Genomic DNA, 18,149 nt, shown 5'->3' with positions numbered 1-18,149 from the left:
TATTCAACTATCGCGAGTTTGTTATAGTATTTGTCTAATTTTTGATAATTAATACTTGTGATATTTTTGAAAATCTAGAAGAAAACACTCCACTAAACAAGAATTTTAAGAGGGATACTCGCACATAAAATGGAACCTTACGAAATTATTCATGGATCAAGATGGACGTGTTGTACATCGTTTTGCGTCAACAACTAAACCGGAAGAAGATGAAGTGGATATTGAAAAAATATTGTAAATATGCAAGGCATCATCCGAATTCTTAACATATTCAGTCATTGATCTGAATGGAAGGAGCACTCATGCTACAGATTTCTATTAGCTGTTTGGCTAATTCAACTGGGGGTCGTGCATAATTACTCTGAATCCACTCTAGAATAAGTCCCAAAAAACCATAGGTGCGAAAAGTAATAAAATGATCACCATTACGATCTACATGTTGGTCGGCTGTAAATGTGATTTCCTTCTGTAATAGATTAATCGTATGAACAATCTGATCAAGTAAACCAGGGATGGGGTCAGCTGCAATTAAGAGTCTAAAGTAGGAGGCATGTTCATAAATATATTGAAATATAGCAACTGAAGATGGAGGAAGCGTATCAAATTTCAAATAGTTTGATTGTTTATAAGGTTGACGGTTTGCTTTTTTAAACCCTTCAATCATCTCCTCTACTAGTTCTTCCGTTAAAGCCTCCTTACACGTGTAATAATTATAGAAGGATGATCGGTTATAATCTGCTCGCTCAACGATGTCTTTGACGGTGACATTAGAGTACCCTTTTTCTTGAATTAACGAAGAATAGGCTTCTTTAATGACCCGTTTCGTTCTCCGTACTCTTCTATTTACCCCATGCTTATCAGTCATCACAAGCACCCCCGAAAAGTTTTTTCATCGCATTGAACACAATATGAAAAAGTGTTGTCTAGGTAGACAAACTCTCATATTTTAATGATTGTTTCTTTTTGTATAGTTGATAAACTAATACTAACAGCAAGTAGTACTTTCAAGAAGATGAAATGCGAGCGCTTTAAATAATGATAACAAATTTAGAGCTAAATGTAGTGTAAGAACTACCTCATTTTCGTTCTAAAGAAATAATAAGGGGGATTTTGTTATGTGAAAGTTAGATGTAAAAATAGTAGCTCTTGGTATAGGAGGAGTGCGAGCAAGCCGCCTAAGAAGATTATTAACTGAAGGTGTAATGGCTAAATAGGTTGGGTGTGGTATAAGTAGTAATATTTCGGTTGGACAAGCATACCATTAGAAGGAAGCTGTGGCAAAATGGAAGACGAATATAAACTGGAAATTTCGTACGTGTTTTTCATAAAGTAGCAACGGGCATCATTCGAATTGGTCAGCGTTTAAACGTTTCTAACGAGCATATTAACATGGACCTTTATGTGGATCGTTTTATTTTGTCTTTTTACAAAGTAGTTCAAAAACTTTAACAACGGAATGGGGAATTATTATGTCTACAACATTAATTTCGTTAAACTCTAAAGCTGTTAAATTTACGTCTACCCCGAAAAACATGTTAATAAATGGACAATGGGTGGAAGCTGCTTCAGGAAAGAGATTTGAAACAATGAATCCAGCAAATGGTGAGGTTATTACTTCGGTTCCAGAAGGGGATAAGGAAGATATTAACCGTGCAGTAGCTGCAGCACGTATTGCATTTGATGAAGGACCATGGCCCAAAATGAAACCAGCTGAACGTGCTAAACTACTGTTTAAATTTGCTGATCTAATTGAGGAAAATGCTGAAGAACTTTCTCACTTGGAAACGCTTGATAACGGGGCACCAGTTAATTTCACCGCAGGAATGGCAAGCTCGGCTGCTGAGAATATTCGGTATCATGCAGGATGGGCAACCAAGATTACAGGGGAGACCATACCAGTTTCTGTTCCAGGAAATATTTTTAACTATACAAGACGGGAACCAATTGGGGTCTGTGGTCAAATTATCCCTTGGAACGCTCCATTGTTGATGGCAGTTTGGAAGTTGGCAGCACCATTATCAGTAGGGAATACGGTCGTGTTGAAACCAGCAGAAAACACACCATTAACTGCATTACGATTAGGTGAACTGATTCAAGAAGCTGGTTTTCCGGATGGGGTCGTCAATATTGTGACTGGATTTGGACAAACAGCCGGTGCGGCATTAACTGCACATCCCGATGTTGATAAAATTGCGTTTACCGGTTCAACGGCAGTTGGGAAACAAATTATGCAAGCTGGTGCAGTAAATGTTAAGAAAGTCTCACTAGAATTAGGTGGTAAATCAGCGCACATTATTTTTGCTGATGCGGATTATGATGTAGCTCTTCGGAATGCAGCTAATGCCATTTTTATGAATTCAGGCCAAGTCTGCGTGGCTGGTTCCCGGTTATTTGTTGAGAAGAAAATTTACGACCGATTTATGAGTGATTTAAGTGAGTATACGAAGAATTATCGAGTGGGTGACGGATTTGACCGATCAACCGTTTTAGGACCGCTCATTTCTGAAAAGCAAAAAAATCGGGTGTTGAATTATTTGGATATTGGACAGCGAGAAGGTGCTGAATTGTTAGTTGGCGGTAATACGACAGCGAGTGACTTGGCAAATGGCCATTATGTCAAACCTACTGTGTTGGCTAATGTAACGAATGATATGAGAATTGCTCAAGAAGAGATCTTTGGACCTGTCGTTTCAGCTATGCCATTTGATGACATTGATGAAGTCATTAAGCTAGCCAACAAAACAGATTATGGCTTGGGTGGAGGGATCTGCACAACGGATGTCCGTAAAGCACATAAAGTAGCTCATGCAATGAAAACAGGTAATGTATGGGTGAACACATACAGTCTCTTAGATCCAGCTTCTCCTTTTGGCGGGTACAAACAAAGTGGAATCGGTCGAGAAAATGGTTCAGCATCGATTGATATGTATACAGAAGTCAAGAATGTCTGGATTAATTTAGATTAAAGATTTTATATGGATGGATAGCGAGTTTCAATACTGCTAGATACTTGATTTATAGAGAAAACGAGGGCTGTCCCGAAAGTCGAACTATCGACTTATCGGGTAGCCCTTTTTTCTCTATAAAGTGTATAGAAAAGCCCATATTAATGAAGCGATTTGCTACTCTTCAAACACTGTCGGATGAAAGAATTGCTTCAAGTTGAATCGAATAATATCTTCCAAACAATCCACTAACCTGATTTTTTAGGGAGATAAACTTGTAATCGCTACTGATTATTTGGCAATTTCTCTTCAGGATGACCGTTACCTTGCCTCTTTTTATTTCGTTCGTTCTTTTTCTTTGTTTCACGTAATTTCTCTACATAATCATGTGTACTTTCTTGTTTCATCGTTATTCCTCCTCGTTTATCCCGCATTAACGGGCAGTACCCCCCTTAGTCTTAGAAGAATCAGTGGGGATAACTACCCAGAAAAGCCCGATTGGTGAGATAAAGTGAAACTTACCGCGGTGATCTTTAGCGGTTTAGTAGAACCGGACTAACAATCAGTAGGGATAAGAAAATCCCACTGATTGAAGTTTCATTTTATCAAGTAGTTTTTAATATAACCAAAAACCTTAGAAAGATGCATACCAACAAATGAAAGGCTTCATGTAGCAAATATGAAATGGTGAGTAAAAAGCCCAAGTGGATTAGTAAAGCACCAAAATTCACAAAATAATCCTTGAAATATAAAAAATAGCAACTAGATAGTATATACTCGATAATAAAGAAGGATGATGGGGAGTGATGGCTACCAATTATGACTACGGAAGTTGAATTCATAAACGTCAGTAAATCATATATGAATCAGCACGAGGCGGTCGATGTATTAAAAGGAGTTAGAGGGGAGATAGAAAAAGGGTCGATTGTTACGATTATAGGACCATCGGGATCAGGGAAGAGCACGATTTTATCACTTTGTAATTTGTTGCTTACTCCTGATGAAGGGGAGGTACGAATTCGAGGAAAAGACGTTCGAGAGTGGAATATCCAGGAGCTTAGACGTCGGGTCGGTATTGCTTTTCAAGGCGCTCCTATGCTTACAGGAACTGTGTTAGATAATTTGTCCTTGCCTTTACGGCTGCAGGGTAGAACGTTAGAAGATCCAAAGAAGTATATGGAGTTTGTTGGTCTAACAGAAGATCATTTATCCCGTCAAGCCAAAGAGCTTTCGGGTGGACAGAGGCAAAGGTTATCGCTTGCTCGAACACTTGTGAACGATCCAGCTATTTTATTGCTCGATGAAGTGACATCAGCATTGGATTCTTTGTCTGCACATGAGGTAGAAGAACTTATTTTACGGATTAACCGTGAAAAGCAAACGACGATTCTCTGGGTTACCCATGATCAATCACAAGCAGAAAGAGTGGGCGATCAAACGTGGCTTGTGATCGATGGGAAAGTAGTCGAAGCGGCTCCTACTAAGCAATTTTTTGTTAAGCCAAAAGAAGCGCAGACGAAACACTTTTTGGAGTTGAGGAGGGAGTACAAATGAGCTTGATTGCCCTTCTCTTTAGTTTTGGATTTGTTATTTTTTCCTTTTTTCTTTCACAAGCATTTAAATTGGGCCTTGGTCGAGACCTGATTATTACGAGTATTCGTGCTACTATTCAATTATTGATTGTTGGCTATATACTTAACACCGTATTCGGTTTTGAGAATCCACTTGCGATGATTTTGATGCTTCTAGTTATGGTGTTCGTAGCAGCTAAAAACGCAGCGAAACGCGGTAAAGGTTTGCCACGTATTTTTTGGAAAATTTTCTTGACGATTAGTATCGTTGAGATAATAACTCAAGGTTTTTTACTTGGATTACAGATCGTACCGGCGACTCCGCAGTACATAATCTCGATTAGTGGGATGATTATCGGTAATTCAATGGTCATTGCCAATCTTTTCTTAAATCGTTTAAAAGCTGAGTTGGAAATGAGAAAAGAAGAAGTTGTGCTCGTCTTGTCCCTTGGGGGCAGTGTGAAACAATCCATATATCCAATCTTAAAACAATCCATACGGTCCAGTTTAATCCCAACGATTGAAGGGCAAAGAACAATTGGTCTTGTCCAGCTTCCCGGCATGATGACCGGCCAGATTATAGCTGGAGCTGATCCTGTTCAAGCCGTCCGTTTTCAACTATTGATTGTCTTTATGATCTTGTTTGCAGCAGTCCTGACCGCTATTATCCTAGGCTTTCTCATTTATCCTGGATTATTTAATAAGAATCAGCAGTTGGATATAAGTGCTTGGTAAAATACAAGATTTGAGAATTCAAATCATATAGAAAGGTGATTAAAATGAACATTACAATCAAACAAGAAACCAGTTCAGATTATCGTGTAGTTGAATCTCTAATAAAGTCAGCTTTTGAACATGCAGAATATACCGATCATGATGAACACAATCTAGTGGCGAGGCTACGAAAGAGTGATGCTTTTATTCCAGAGCTCTCCTTACTTGCCGTACTGGAGAAAGACATTGTTGGTCATATTTTATTTACAAAAATTATGATACATAATGGAAAAGAAAAGTACCCATCCCTTGCTCTTGCACCAGTTGCAGTTTTACCTAATTACCAAGGGGAAGGGATTGGTAGCAAGCTCATTCTAGAGGGAATAAATCGAGCAAAATCTTTTGGTTTTGAATCTGTAATTGTGCTCGGGCATGCAGATTATTATCCGCGCTTTGGGTTTGTTCCAGCAAGCAAATACAGGATATCGGCACCTTTTGAAGTGCCAAATGAAGCGTTTATGGCATTGGAGCTGAAATCGCAAGCTTTAGATCATATTACTGGAACCGTAGAATATGCGAAAGAATTCTTTACATGAGTCAGCTATTTGAATGAAACGAGGCTGGTAGAAGTTTGAGTAGAGGTGAGAAGCCCCAAGACCGTCTTTACGTCTGAATGTATGGCAGCAAAGAATCAAATAATATTTAGAGCAACAATCAAATAACTTACGAATTGAAAGGGAGAATCTTCATGAAATTGAATCAAATTGTGGACAATGTAAAATCGACTTTTCGACAAGCAGCTGTCCGTGTGAAATCTGCGATGACAGGAACAACTACTACGATCCAAGAATTGGCGGACTATGTACTTCATCATTCAAAAACACAACAAGAAAATCGCACACTTTTAGGGATCTCCTATTCGTTTTATCATTTGGAAAAAGAGGGGATTCATTATTATTTAGAAATGAGGGGCACTCATATTTTACAGTTGGACGTGCAGACGACTGACGAAAAGATTGTATCCTATCGTTCTTATCGTGATCAAGCTCAGTTACATATTAAAATGAAATTTCACGAACCGCTTTTAGGTCAAGCCTAATAATAATAAGCGACCTGATTATCTCTTTAGAATAACCAAGTCGCTTATCTATTTTCTTTAATCATGATGTCTATCCTTTCACTTTATCAATTGGTCTTCCAATGGTTTTTGGGCATAATCATCAAATTGATTAAACATATAAGTGAGGTACGAGTTTAATTCAAATCGATCGTCTTGAAAAAAATCAGTCAACCTCTTTGTGTTTTCTTGCAATACATTCACCTCCAGCTAACTATTAAACTGCCTTTATATTATAATTGCCAACTATAATTCTTTTATACATGAAAAGTAAAAAGATAGTAAAGTTTAAATGAATGGGATAAACCAGCTTTTGTATGAAGGAAAAGGGGGACAGAGCTACATGAATCTAAGAAGCATGAACAAATAACTTGAAAGTTAACACAAGATTTGTATAAGAACTTGTCGTGTTGCGCCGCATACCCTACCTTATTGGAGGTAGCTTGGATATTTATGAATGTAAACATCCTTCATACTAAAGGTTGGCTTTAAAACACCATACTCGTTCTTGCTATAAAAATGTTTATGAAAGAACTCTCCTGTATTGGCCCCGCCTTCGCCGAATACAATGATGACCCCGCATGTCACCCGCCTATTAATGATTTTAATAGAAAACGCTTACATTTGCAAAGGTTTCTGTAATTCAAATTTCGACATAATGATAACTGGCACAATTTGCTTGGCGGGGACTTCAAATGGTTTTCATTTCATAGATGATAGATTGTCTTTCTCACAAGAGCTTTTCGTAAGTCTAAAGGGTTGTCGAAGAAAAAAGAGGATGTCCCAAAAAGCAAAGGGTCAGACCCCGCAGCAACTAAATACAGTAAAAGATATGTGTATGAGACACTACATACTGATTTAGAGTGTGAGGTAAGACCCTTATGTGACTCCCTTTAAATATAAGTAAGATTTAGCTCGTATCAAAATGAGAGATTAGTGAATTGTACCACCAATTTCTCGAATATCCTCTTTTTCAGTAGCTGCAATGACTGCTGCGGTTTTGAGCCCACGCACAATAACGTCAAGACTTAAACTAGGAGAACCATTTTCAATCGTCTGCTCTGGAATATATGGAATATGGATAAAGCCGCCACGTATTTGTGGTGCATGATTAGTTAAATAGTGCATTAATCCATAAAATAGATGGTTACAAACAAAAGTCCCTGCAGTATTGGAAACGGAAGCTGGGACTCCGTCTTTCCTCATCTGATGAACCATCCGTTTGATCGGCAAAGTTGACCAATATGCAGCTGGGCCGTCCTCTGAAATAGGTTCATCAATCGGTTGTTTTTTCTGATTATCTGGAATTCGTGCATCATCGACATTAATGGCGATTCGCTCGGGGGTTATTTGTGTACGTCCCCCTGCTTGGCCAACACAAATGACTACATCAGGCTTATATGATTCAATCGCTTTTATCGCAGCTTTGATTGAATCATGAAAGACAGTGGGCACTACTTGAGTTACAATCTCCACGTCATCTATGATAACACCTTCTAATTGCTTGACTGCTTCTAGAGCTGGATTTATTGTATCCTTACCAAATGGATCGAAGCCGGTTACTAATACCTTTTTTCTCATCATTAGACCTCCAATTTTACAAGTAAATACATAAGTATAATATTGAATGCAAGCACGATTAATGCTGTTGGAATTTGTACACGGATAACATGATTTTTATCCTTCAAATCTAATAAGGCGGCAGGGACGATATTGAAATTTGCTGCCATGGGAGTCATTAGTGTTCCACAATAACCAGCAAACATAGAGATTGCAGCAATGTGATTCGGATTTGCGTCAAATTGAGTAATTAAAAATGGCACAGCAATGCCTGCAGCCATTACTGGAAACGCTGCAAATGCATTTCCCATAATCATCGTAAATAGTGCCATTCCAATACAGAATACAAAAACGATCATAAATAAAGAGTTTTCCGGAATGAACTGAGTCACGACATCAGATACAACTGTTCCGACTCCAGCTTGTGTAAAAATTGTACCTAATGTTGCTAAAAGCTGTGGCAATACAACTGCCCAGCCGATCGCTTCTAAAAGGCGGCGAGATTCCTTTATCGCTGTTTGTGGGGTGTTTTTTGTTAACATCATTGCTGTTATTATCGCAATCAAACAGGCAACACCCAATGCTACCAATGTTGTATTTTTGGGATCAAAAATAAATAAGGAACCAATTTTTACTCCTTCAAAGCCCTTTGCTCCGGCAACTGTTAAGATGGGGATAAGTAGTGCAGGTAAGAATAACCAACTACCTAAACGTTTACGTTGTGTTTCTCGTTGTTGATCGGATGATTCACCATATTGACCTTTGCGAAGTCCACCCATACCAACGATAAGTACCATCAAAATAACCATTAATCCAATATAAAATGGTGGGATAACACTTCCGAATAATAGAGTGATGGAGTAGATGAAATAAAATAATCCAGATAAAAGGCGACGAGGGTTCGCTTTATCAGCAAAAGTATATAAGGAACAACACAATCCGATGATTCCCATTATAATATAAATAAATTCAACTGAAAAAATCATCCGATCACATCCTTCTTAGCTTTTGAACCTAATTTTCGATCGAGCTTTTTATCAAACAAGTAAAGTCTAATTGAATGAACAATTAAGGCGAAAATCGCTGTAGGGATTCCCCAAAGCGCCATTGAAATTGGATCTGCTTCAATTCCATTTTGATCAAAGAAACCCTTCATTAATAAAATCGCTCCAACTGCTACAAATATATCCTCGCCGAAAAATAGGCCGATATTATCAGCAGCTGCCGCATGGGCGCGAATTTCTTCCCGATCTTCCTCTGGAACTTCCCCATATTTTGCCTTGGCAGCTCCTTCAGCCATCGGTGCTAGTAGAGGACGTACAGTTTGAGGGTGCCCACCAATACTAAGTAATCCGAGAGCAGCCCCAACTTCACGACAAAGTAAATAAATAGTGATAATTCGACCGGCCGTCGCTGCTTTAATTTTTGAAACGAGATGTCCAGCTTGATTTTGTAAGCCACTTCTCTCTAATAGTCCAATTACCGGAAGGGTTACGAGTAAAATCGACATATAACGATTCGTTGTAAATGCTTCCCCAAATTGCGTAATAATGTCCACGATCGGTAGACCTGCAATTAAGCCAGTCACCAAACCGGATACTGTCACGACAACTAGCGGATTTAACCTTATTGCAAAGCCTATAATAATTAAGGCAACGCCAATCAATACCATATAACTCCATCTCCTTAGGTGCAATTTATCCCGGTTTAACAGGCTGTAATACCCCCAAGTCCATTTTAGTGAGAAATCAAGGGAAATAGGTGGGGGATAAACAGCCTGTAAAGCCCCGATAGGTGAGATAAAGTGAACTTACCGATGCGTAAGCAGAGGTTTAGTTGAACCAATCGGGTTCGTAGTTTCACTTTATCTGAAAAATAGCACTTTATTTTAGTGTGAACGTTATTTTAACATAATTTAATTTATGAAAGGAAGGGAATGTTTTATGTAATGTAATAATTTTTATCAGATCAAAGGCTGAGCGAAGAATGTAACCACAAGAACTACATTCGTTTAAGCAACTAGTCGAGCAATGGAAGAAGGGGATATTGAAGATGACATTCATGATGTAAATGCTATCTGAATAAAGCACTACCTTCTGATCATGGTGTGTTTCAGTCTAAGGGGACGCTTAGTGCGTACGAAGAAACGTCATTTTCTCTTTAAGATATTCTCTCCCTTTGGACGACCTCTTTGGTGATCACAAGAATATAAATACGAAAGAAGCAGGGCATCTTAGATTGCCCTGCTTCTTTCGTATTTATTCCGCATTAACGGGAGTAATCTCCCACGCTGATTGAAGTTCCACTTTATGAGGAAATTTGAGTAGCGAATCGATCCAATGAAAAAATGCTTCTTACGGTAAATCTATGAACTGGCCGATGTTGGATTAACAAATAGATTAATGAATCTTTTACATTATCAAAATATTTACTTAATGTTTGATTGGTAAATTGTAAAAGTAAACAAAAGCAAAACAAAACGAAAAAGAGAATAAAAAAGCTTGTTTAGGAGGCAACATGGCTAAATTACTTATACGTAATCTTTCTAAAGAGTATAGTGGCGGCGTAAAAGCAGTTAAAGACTTTAATTTAACCATAAATGATGAAGAGTTTATTGTATTTGTTGGACCATCAGGTTGTGGGAAATCGACAACATTAAGAATGATAGCCGGTCTAGAAAGTATTAGTGGCGGTGAACTTCTCATAGATGACAAGGTAGTAAATAATCTCCATCCGAAAGACAGAGATATTGCGATGGTTTTCCAGAACTATGCGTTATATCCACATATGACTGTATTTGGCAATATGGCTTTTTCTTTAAAGTTAAGAAAGGTACCAAAAAAAGAAATCAATGAACGTGTACATAAAGCAGCCAAAATTTTAGATATTGAATCTTTGTTAGAACGAAAACCAAAGGCTTTATCTGGTGGTCAAAGACAACGTGTAGCCCTTGGTAGAGCGATCGTACGAGATGCGAAAGTATTCTTAATGGACGAGCCGCTTTCTAATCTTGATGCCAAATTAAGAACGCAAATGCGTGCTGAAATTACGAAACTTCATAAAGAATTAAAAACAACAACGATATATGTTACCCATGATCAAACGGAAGCAATGACGATGGCATCTAGAATTGTCGTATTAAAGGATGGTGTCATTCAACAAGTAGGAACACCTCGAGAAATCTATGCAAAACCAAACAATATCTTTGTTGGTAGTTTCATTGGTGCCCCTGCGATGAATTTTATTGAAGGTACGTTAACAGAAGCTGGACTAGATGTCGTAGGGATGATTATTCCACTCCCAAGCGAACAAATTAATCATTTAAAAGCAATAGGCTATCTAAATAAAAGCCTAGTTGTCGGGGTTCGACCTGAACATATTAGACGATCTGATAAACATGAACAAAGTAACAGAAAATTTGACTTTAAAACAAATGTTGAATTAGCAGAGTTAACAGGTTCTGAAATCATATTACATGTGAAATTAAATGAAAAAGCACTAATTGCCAAAGTGGATGCGATGGAGCCATTTGAAACAGGTCAATCAATTGAAATGACCTTTGATTTTGAAAACATTCACTTTTTTGATAAAGAAACAACAGAACGAATCGAATTAAATCCGGTAGGAATGAACAAAGATGAAAAAGTTGTCGCTATTTAAAACGACTAATTAGGAAACGATCAATGGACTGTTACACCTGATGCACATCAGTCACATATTTTCTTTCGAGTGGAAGTACCGTAGGTCAACTAAAGAACGAATCATTCAGTACTCGTATTCACCAACTGAATTTTATTAACGAATCTCGTTTATTCCGCATTAACGGAAAGTCAAGACCCCATCTCCAGGCTTAGAGGAATCGAAGAAGCGTAGGTGGGGGACAACTGCCCAATCTAGTTGCGGCTCCTAGCCCGTCTGAGGTCATAAGCTGTAATACTCTGTGGCAAACTACGCCACGCCGTATTCCATCTTATGCTTGTCGGGGCTGGGCAGTCGCCTCGCTTTTTTATGAAAAAGCCCGATGGGTGAGATATAGTGAAACTTACCTTTGTGGTCTTCAAAAGTCACAGGATGTGGGTCACACAGACGTTGCTTAGTCTGTGATTCATTGAATCGGGTTCGTAGTATCGCTTTATCGAAGATTTAGCGACACTAGAACGGGACTAATAATCAGTGGGGGATGAAGCCTCTCCACTGATCGAAGTTTCACTTTATTTTACGAAAAAATCAAAAGAGGGTTAGAAAGGAGGAGTTAGTTGAATGGATATCACATCTGGAAACAATATTGAGACAGCACCTAAGAAGAAAAAAAAGCACAAGGTAAAGCCAATGAAGCTTAGCTATGAAAATATCTGGCAGCATCGTGCACAATATTTCATGCTCTTACCTTGTATTATATTCTTCATTATTTTCTCCTATTTACCTATGGCTGGTATGGTATTGGCATTCAAGGAATTTCGATTTGATACAGGACTTTTTGGTGGTGCTTGGGTTGGCTTCCAATACTTTGAACGATTTTTTAACGCCCCTCAAAGTTGGACATTTATTAAAAATACACTCATCATCAGCTCGATGAAATTAATATTGGCATTGCCGTTTCCGATTATTTTAGCACTTATGTTTAATGAAATTAAAAATAATAAAATAAGAAGCTTTTTTCAAAGTATTACCTACTTGCCACACTTTTTATCATGGGTTGTTGTGGTAGGGATCTTACAAAGTATTTTAGCACCGAACACAGGACTACTAAATCAAGTGATTTCGTTCTTTGGAGGTGATGGTAGCACGTTCTTCTTAATGGAAGAAGAGAGTTTTCATTCTATCATGTTTTGGAGCTATGTTTGGAAGGATATTGGTTGGAATTCTATCATTTATTTTGCCGCAATTATGGGGATTAGCCCTAGCCTTTATGAGGCCGCAGCCATTGATGGGGCAAATAGATGGAGACAAATTTGGCACATCACATTAACGGGTATTAGACCGACGATTTTAATTTTATTCATTTTATCGTTAGGGAATATCTTATCTGCAGGATTCGATCAAATCTATTTATTAAAAACACCAGGAAATGCGGAGGTTTCTGAAATTATTGATACGTATGTCATTCGCACTGGGCTTCAAAGTGGCCAATTTGGATATGCAACAGCAGTAGGAATGATGCAAGGGATTGTAGGTTTAATCCTTGTGTTAGTAGTTAACCGTTTTTCTAGTAAGAAATTTAATACATCATTATGGTAAATGAAATTGGAGGGAATACACTCACTATGAAAAAGATGTCATATAAGTTACTAACACTGTTATTAGTAGGCATTCTGTTACTTACCGCTTGTTCGAATAATTCAAAAGAGACAATGAATCATGAAAAGCCAGAGGGTGCACCTGATACATGGATTGCAGATCGAACAATTAAAGGGTTAGTATTCATGAGTGATGGCGACGTTTCAGCGGGAATGAACCCTGAAATCGCTGCAGAATTAAAGAAAAAAACAGGGATTACATTAGAATTACAAGGGATTACAGTTGAAGATTCGACTGAGGCATTGACTACAGGGTTAGCATCAGGAGATTTACCTGATTTTGTTGCTTATTACTTGGATCATAGTGGACGACCTGAGATGCAAATATTATTAAAAGCTGGTCGTGAAGGGATGTTCCATGATTTAACACCGATGTTGAAAGAAACAGAGATTTATAGTAAATATTTTGAAGAAGGTTACCTACCAAAAGATACGAAAGACAATATTATGTTTAGAGATGAATTTAAAGGTGCAAGTTACTTCGCTCATATGTCAATGGCTCGTGAGCCTGGTACTGTTAAACGTAAATATGTTGGTGGACCTTATATTTTAAAAGAGATTGTCGATCAATTAGGGATTGATCCGATGGAAATCGATACAACGGAAGAATTACGTGACTTAGCCGTGAAGATTAAAGAAGGTAATTTTAAAGATGAGAATGGAAAGCCGGTAACACCGATTGGTCCAACTGCATGGGGTGGAGCTGACAGAGACTTTATTTTCAATGATCTTGTATGGTCAGGTGAAACTGGAGAGAAATTCTTAAAAGATGAAGATGGGAAAATTAAGCATGAGGCTCAAACAGGTTATGGTTTAAAGCGTGTTAACTTTGTCAGGGATTTATTAGCAGAGAATCTTCTTCATCCAGAATTCTTTACAATGGAAGAAAATCGAGCAAAAGAAGGTATTGTCAACAAATCATTTGGAATTGTAGCTGATATGCATAACTATGTTGTTCAAAATAACGATATGAAATATGTTCCGCTTGGACCGATCGATACAGTTGAAGGCGATTATCAAATGCAATTAACGTATAAATCAGGATATGCTGGTTGGTCAATCCCGAAAACAACAGAGTATCCAGAAGATATTGTAAAATTAGCCGACTTTTTAGCAAGTCGTGAAGGTAAATTATTAAGCCAATATGGAATCGAAGGAAGAGACTACACGTTAGATGAAAAGGGTAATCCAATTGTTAAGAAAGAAGTTTTAGAATTAAAAGAAAACGATCCTGCACAAGCTGCGAAACTTGGTTTCAGAGGAGCGGGTTCATATTGGGCAGAACATCTTGGCTATACAGACATTGATAATATGGCAGACTTTGGTGAATTTGAATACGGTGCAAGAGTTGCTGATGAAGATACACAAGCTGCGGAAAAAATCATTGAGATGTGGAATTATGATGAAAGATTAAAAAATGCACAAGTAATTGACGGATCAACACCTAAATCATTTATTTTCGAACTTGAAAATGGTGACAATTTAAACATTGCTCTCGATACGTACAATGAAAATTTATTACGTGCTTACTATAGTAAGTCAGAGAAAGAAGCAGCACAAATCTTACAAGAATCAAAAGAATTGCTTGAAAAGTCAGGGTTAAATGAATATATCCAGCTGGTTGAAAAGAAAGAAAAAGAAGGTACGACAATTAGATTCTAAAACTATTAAATGGGGGCTCTCCCGTAACGAAAGGGTCAGACCTCTCTACGACTATATACAGTGTATAGAGTGCGAAGTCAGATCCTTTTGGGACACCCTCTTGCTTTAATAAAGGAGGAATTCACATGTTCAACGAGCATGATAAAACATGGCGGTTTTTTAAAACTTTCAATATCGTTATCGTGGTTCTACTTTGCTTATCTATTATTCTTCCTTTTTTAAATATTTTAGCTCTATCGTTAAATGAAGGAACCGATGCGCAAAGGGGCGGAATTTACTTTTTCCCTAGAGAGTTTAGCTTTGGGAATTATATCGAGGTATTTCAACAATCATCTATCTTAAATGCACTTGGAATTAGTTTGTTCAGAACAGTAGTAGGAACGATCATTAGTGTATTTTTAACGGCAATGGCGGCTTACGCACTTAAAACGAAAACATTACCTGGTAGAAAGGTCATCACATTTTTTATCTTTTTTACAATGTTATTTAGCGGTGGTATCGTTCCTTATTATTTAGTATTAACGGAACTCCATTTAACAAATACAATCTGGGTTTATATTATCCCAAGTCTTTATAGTGTATGGAATATTTTAATTATGAAGACGTTTTTTCAGGCAATACCAGATAGTATTGAAGAAGCGGCTAGAATTGATGGCTGTAGTGAATTTCAAATTTTCTTGAAGATTATCTTGCCGATGAGTAAACCGGTTATTGCAACAATAGGACTATTTAATGCGGTTGCCCATTGGAATGATTGGTTCTCAGGATCGTTCTATGTAAGAAATCCTGAATTAAAGCCACTTGCAACTCTATTACAGGAAATGTTAACGAGACAACAAGCAATGGCAGATGCATTACTTAGAAACTCAGGTGCATATGCAGCATTAGAAAAAATTACGGTTACCGGTGATTCATTAAAGATGGCAACCATTATTCTAGTTGTAGCACCTATTATTATGATCTATCCATTTATCCAAAAGCATTTTGTAAAAGGTGTGAATATTGGATCAGTGAAAGAATAGGAGGCTTAATTGATGGAGCTTATGATGAGAGAAGAAGGAAAGTTTAGGATTTTACAATTGACTGATTTACATGTGGGTTCAATGCCATTTCATGAACATGATGATCTTACGTTTGATCATATAAAGGATATGACTGAAAAAGCAAATCCGGATTTAATTGTGATTACCGGAGATTTGATTTGGTCTGAAGGTGTTCTGGGGCCGGAAAAAAGTTTCGCTGAATTGATAAAGGTATTAAATGAATTAAAGAAACCAATCGCGATTACGTATGGTAACCATGATTCAGAAGAAGGAATTTCACGTTCTGAATTAAGAAAAATGGAAGAAAAAATTGATTTGCTTGTTGAGAAAAAACATTTGCATATTGCAAATGATCGAGCGTCTTATTGTGTTGAAATTAAAAATCAACGTGATGAAGTTGCAAATGTCCTTTATTTCATCGACAGCGGTTCAATTGATCCGCTTGGAATTGGAACTTACGAGTTTGTTCATCCAGATCAAGTGACATGGTTTAACGAAGTTTCTAATCAATATCGTAATAGAGAACAAGATTTTAAAAAGGATTTATTATTCTTGCATATTCCACTTCCAGAATATAAAGAAGCATTTATGGAAGGGCAAGTGAGTGGGCAGAGAAATGAGAGCATTTCTTCACCAATGGTGAATACGGGACTATTCACTTCATTATTACTAAATGGGCATGTCGCAGGTATATTTTGTGGTCATGATCATGACAATGACTTTGTTGCTGACTATCATGATATTCGATTATGCTATGGTAGAATTAGTGGATTTCAGTGCTATGGTGAGCTTACTCGTGGTGCGCGTGTCATCGAATTAAGTAATCAACAGGTATTTGAGACATATCTCATTGAAACAACAAAGTATCAAGATTACAAATAGCATGAAAAATCACCAGGAAATCCCACGATTTAAATATTTGTTTATTCCTTTATTAGTAGAGCAATTGTTTCAATTACTACTCGGCAACATGGATGTACTGATGTTGAGTCAGTATTCAGATAATAGTGTTGCAGCAGTTGGTTTAGCGAATCAAATCATTGTTGTTACAACGATGATATACGGATTTATTAATATTGGAACAACGATTCAGTTAACCCAACTTTCCAGTACCGGTCAAAAAGAAAAAAGTGCAAAAGTTGTATCACATGCATTTTATTTAAATGTCATGTTTACGATCTGCATGACGACGGTATTAGTAGTCTTTAATGAGTCCTTCCTGAAAATGCTGCAAACACCTGAAAGTTTAATGGTCGAGGCATCTACCTATTTAAAGGTAATTGCATATGGACTTGTTTTTCATTCGATTATGGGCCTGATGGGGAGTATATTTAGAAGTTACTCAATGGTAAAGCTTGTTATGTTTGTGACAATAATGATAAACATTTTAAATATTGCTTTTAACTATATTGTATTGTTTACACCGATTACAATATTAGGTGAAGGAGTATTTGGCGTTGCTGTTGCGACGAATATAAGCCGGATGATCGGTATGATTGTATTATGTATGTATTTTATGATGCATAAGAAACTTCTGTTTGGTGTCATCAATTGGTTAAAGTTAGAATGGAAGGCAATGAAAAAAATTCTGGTCCTTGGGGTTCCCTCAGCCGGAGAACACGTCTCCTACAATTTATCGCAAGTGATTATCACTGGTTTCATTGCAAGCTTGGGTGCTGCTACGATTACGACTAAGATTTATACTCAAGCAATCACTTCGATTGTCTTTGCATGTTCAATGGCCATTTCACAAGCTGCGCAAATCATCACTGGGAAGCTGATTGGCAATAAAATGCACGATAATGCTTATAATTTTTCAATAAGATTATTAATGAAAAGTATTGTTGTAACAACTATTCTAACAGCTCTTATCGCCTTATTATCTGCAACCATTATTTCATTTTTTACAGCAAACGAAGACATTAAGCATCTCACTGTTCTCCTTGTTTTTCTAAGTATTTTATTAGAACCAGCTAGAGCGGCAAATGTTCTCCTCGTTTCCACTCTGAATGTGGCAGGAGATGTGAAATACCCAGTATTGATCAGTATCATCGTCGTATGGGGATTTGTCATTCCGATGAGTTTTGTTGTCGGTGTATGGTTAGGGTACGGGTTGGTTGGTATATGGATCGTCTTTATATTGGATGAATGGATCCGTGCATTCCTATTATTTTTACGTTGGAAAAAAAGGCGCTGGCAGTCATTGAATATATTAGTAGATTAAGAAAGAAGTGAATACG

At 37.5% G+C, this 18,149-nt stretch carries 16 protein-coding genes; 11 read left to right on the top strand and 5 right to left on the bottom strand.

What is annotated here, in order from left to right:
* Window positions 1-271: 271 nt before the first annotated feature.
* A complete protein-coding gene (locus ACIQZI_RS14955; RefSeq protein ID WP_403074300.1) occupies window positions 272-865 on the bottom strand; it encodes a TetR/AcrR family transcriptional regulator in 594 nt (197 codons plus the stop codon).
* A 604-nt stretch (window positions 866-1,469) separates the two neighbouring features.
* Here ACIQZI_RS14955 and ACIQZI_RS14950 point away from each other — a divergent pair.
* On the top strand, window positions 1,470-2,966 hold the full coding sequence (locus ACIQZI_RS14950) for an aldehyde dehydrogenase family protein (RefSeq protein ID WP_403074298.1): 1,497 nt from the start codon (window positions 1,470-1,472) through the stop codon (window positions 2,964-2,966).
* A gap of 263 nt (window positions 2,967-3,229) precedes the next feature.
* Here the strand turns inward: ACIQZI_RS14950 and ACIQZI_RS14945 are convergent, their stop codons facing one another.
* Complete coding sequence (locus tag ACIQZI_RS14945) at window positions 3,230-3,352, bottom strand: DUF4023 family protein (protein WP_082675133.1); 123 nt, start codon at window positions 3,350-3,352, stop codon at window positions 3,230-3,232.
* Window positions 3,353-3,806: 454 nt separating this feature from the next.
* Between ACIQZI_RS14945 and ACIQZI_RS14940 the strand changes: the two genes are divergently transcribed.
* From ACIQZI_RS14940 to ACIQZI_RS14925, 4 genes are all read left to right on the top strand, one after another.
* A complete protein-coding gene (locus tag ACIQZI_RS14940) occupies window positions 3,807-4,499 on the top strand; it encodes an ABC transporter ATP-binding protein (protein WP_403074295.1) in 693 nt (230 codons plus the stop codon).
* A complete protein-coding gene (locus ACIQZI_RS14935) occupies window positions 4,496-5,251 on the top strand; it encodes an ABC transporter permease (protein WP_403074293.1) in 756 nt (251 codons plus the stop codon). The genes ACIQZI_RS14940 and ACIQZI_RS14935 overlap by 4 nt, the downstream gene beginning before the upstream one ends.
* 44 nt (window positions 5,252-5,295) lie before the next feature.
* Window positions 5,296-5,826, top strand: a complete 531-nt coding sequence (locus ACIQZI_RS14930; RefSeq protein ID WP_403074291.1) for a GNAT family N-acetyltransferase — start codon at window positions 5,296-5,298, stop codon at window positions 5,824-5,826.
* 152 nt (window positions 5,827-5,978) lie between these two features.
* Complete coding sequence (locus ACIQZI_RS14925; protein WP_403074289.1) at window positions 5,979-6,329, top strand: hypothetical protein; 351 nt, start codon at window positions 5,979-5,981, stop codon at window positions 6,327-6,329.
* A gap of 951 nt (window positions 6,330-7,280) precedes the next feature.
* Here ACIQZI_RS14925 and pcp read toward each other — a convergent pair.
* Genes pcp through ACIQZI_RS14910 form a run of 3 tightly spaced genes read right to left on the bottom strand, consistent with a single transcriptional unit; the run spans window position 7,281 to window position 9,579 of the window.
* Window positions 7,281-7,928 (bottom strand): pyroglutamyl-peptidase I, encoded by a 648-nt coding sequence (gene pcp, locus ACIQZI_RS14920; protein ID WP_062183843.1) that lies wholly within the window; start codon window positions 7,926-7,928, stop codon window positions 7,281-7,283.
* Between the two features lie 2 nt (window positions 7,929-7,930).
* Entirely contained in the window at window positions 7,931-8,893 is a 963-nt protein-coding gene (locus ACIQZI_RS14915; RefSeq protein ID WP_062183840.1) for a DUF979 domain-containing protein, read from the bottom strand.
* On the bottom strand, window positions 8,890-9,579 hold the full coding sequence (locus tag ACIQZI_RS14910; RefSeq protein ID WP_062183837.1) for a DUF969 domain-containing protein: 690 nt from the start codon (window positions 9,577-9,579) through the stop codon (window positions 8,890-8,892). The genes ACIQZI_RS14915 and ACIQZI_RS14910 overlap by 4 nt, the downstream gene beginning before the upstream one ends.
* Before the next feature lie 845 nt (window positions 9,580-10,424).
* Here ACIQZI_RS14910 and ACIQZI_RS14905 point away from each other — a divergent pair.
* From ACIQZI_RS14905 to ACIQZI_RS14880, 6 genes are all read left to right on the top strand, one after another.
* Window positions 10,425-11,567: an ABC transporter ATP-binding protein gene (locus ACIQZI_RS14905; RefSeq protein WP_062183834.1), complete on the top strand. Its 1,143-nt coding sequence runs from the start codon at window positions 10,425-10,427 to the stop codon at window positions 11,565-11,567.
* Window positions 11,568-12,167: 600 nt separating this feature from the next.
* Complete coding sequence (locus tag ACIQZI_RS14900; protein ID WP_403074285.1) at window positions 12,168-13,145, top strand: ABC transporter permease; 978 nt, start codon at window positions 12,168-12,170, stop codon at window positions 13,143-13,145.
* A gap of 26 nt (window positions 13,146-13,171) precedes the next feature.
* The gene (locus ACIQZI_RS14895; protein ID WP_403074283.1) at window positions 13,172-14,866 is read left to right on the top strand and encodes an extracellular solute-binding protein; all 1,695 of its coding nucleotides are present in this window, start codon (window positions 13,172-13,174) and stop codon (window positions 14,864-14,866) included.
* A gap of 125 nt (window positions 14,867-14,991) precedes the next feature.
* Entirely contained in the window at window positions 14,992-15,888 is an 897-nt protein-coding gene (locus ACIQZI_RS14890; RefSeq protein WP_403074281.1) for a carbohydrate ABC transporter permease, read from the top strand.
* Between the two features lie 12 nt (window positions 15,889-15,900).
* The gene (locus tag ACIQZI_RS14885) at window positions 15,901-16,791 is read left to right on the top strand and encodes a metallophosphoesterase family protein (RefSeq protein WP_403074279.1); all 891 of its coding nucleotides are present in this window, start codon (window positions 15,901-15,903) and stop codon (window positions 16,789-16,791) included.
* A gap of 1 nt (window position 16,792) precedes the next feature.
* Complete coding sequence (locus ACIQZI_RS14880; protein ID WP_403074277.1) at window positions 16,793-18,133, top strand: MATE family efflux transporter; 1,341 nt, start codon at window positions 16,793-16,795, stop codon at window positions 18,131-18,133.
* Window positions 18,134-18,149 lie beyond the last annotated feature (16 nt).

The organism is Peribacillus sp. NPDC096379, from assembly GCF_044762875.1.
Taxonomy (GTDB): Bacteria; Bacillota; Bacilli; order Bacillales; family DSM-1321; genus Peribacillus.
Note: the sequence above shows the minus strand (reverse complement) of the source record. Positions and strands in the feature narration are given on the sequence as shown.

Bases quoted from the DNA above. Each gene is read 5' to 3' on its own strand.
- pcp (WP_062183843.1), bottom strand. From the start codon at position 7,928: ATGAGAAAAAAGGTATTAGTAACCGGCTTCGATCCATTTGGTAAGGAT.
- ACIQZI_RS14890 (WP_403074281.1), top strand. From the start codon at position 14,992: ATGTTCAACGAGCATGATAAAACATGGCGGTTTTTTAAAACTTTCAAT.
- ACIQZI_RS14895 (WP_403074283.1), top strand. From the start codon at position 13,172: ATGAAAAAGATGTCATATAAGTTACTAACACTGTTATTAGTAGGCATT.
- ACIQZI_RS14910 (WP_062183837.1), bottom strand. From the start codon at position 9,579: ATGGTATTGATTGGCGTTGCCTTAATTATTATAGGCTTTGCAATAAGG.
- ACIQZI_RS14930 (WP_403074291.1), top strand. From the start codon at position 5,296: ATGAACATTACAATCAAACAAGAAACCAGTTCAGATTATCGTGTAGTT.
- ACIQZI_RS14940 (WP_403074295.1), top strand. From the start codon at position 3,807: ATGAATCAGCACGAGGCGGTCGATGTATTAAAAGGAGTTAGAGGGGAG.
- ACIQZI_RS14900 (WP_403074285.1), top strand. From the start codon at position 12,168: ATGGATATCACATCTGGAAACAATATTGAGACAGCACCTAAGAAGAAA.
- ACIQZI_RS14885 (WP_403074279.1), top strand. From the start codon at position 15,901: ATGGAGCTTATGATGAGAGAAGAAGGAAAGTTTAGGATTTTACAATTG.
- ACIQZI_RS14950 (WP_403074298.1), top strand. From the start codon at position 1,470: ATGTCTACAACATTAATTTCGTTAAACTCTAAAGCTGTTAAATTTACG.
- ACIQZI_RS14905 (WP_062183834.1), top strand. From the start codon at position 10,425: ATGGCTAAATTACTTATACGTAATCTTTCTAAAGAGTATAGTGGCGGC.
- ACIQZI_RS14955 (WP_403074300.1), bottom strand. From the start codon at position 865: ATGACTGATAAGCATGGGGTAAATAGAAGAGTACGGAGAACGAAACGG.
- ACIQZI_RS14880 (WP_403074277.1), top strand. From the start codon at position 16,793: ATGAAAAATCACCAGGAAATCCCACGATTTAAATATTTGTTTATTCCT.
- ACIQZI_RS14935 (WP_403074293.1), top strand. From the start codon at position 4,496: ATGAGCTTGATTGCCCTTCTCTTTAGTTTTGGATTTGTTATTTTTTCC.
- ACIQZI_RS14915 (WP_062183840.1), bottom strand. From the start codon at position 8,893: ATGATTTTTTCAGTTGAATTTATTTATATTATAATGGGAATCATCGGA.
- ACIQZI_RS14945 (WP_082675133.1), bottom strand. From the start codon at position 3,352: ATGAAACAAGAAAGTACACATGATTATGTAGAGAAATTACGTGAAACA.
- ACIQZI_RS14925 (WP_403074289.1), top strand. From the start codon at position 5,979: ATGAAATTGAATCAAATTGTGGACAATGTAAAATCGACTTTTCGACAA.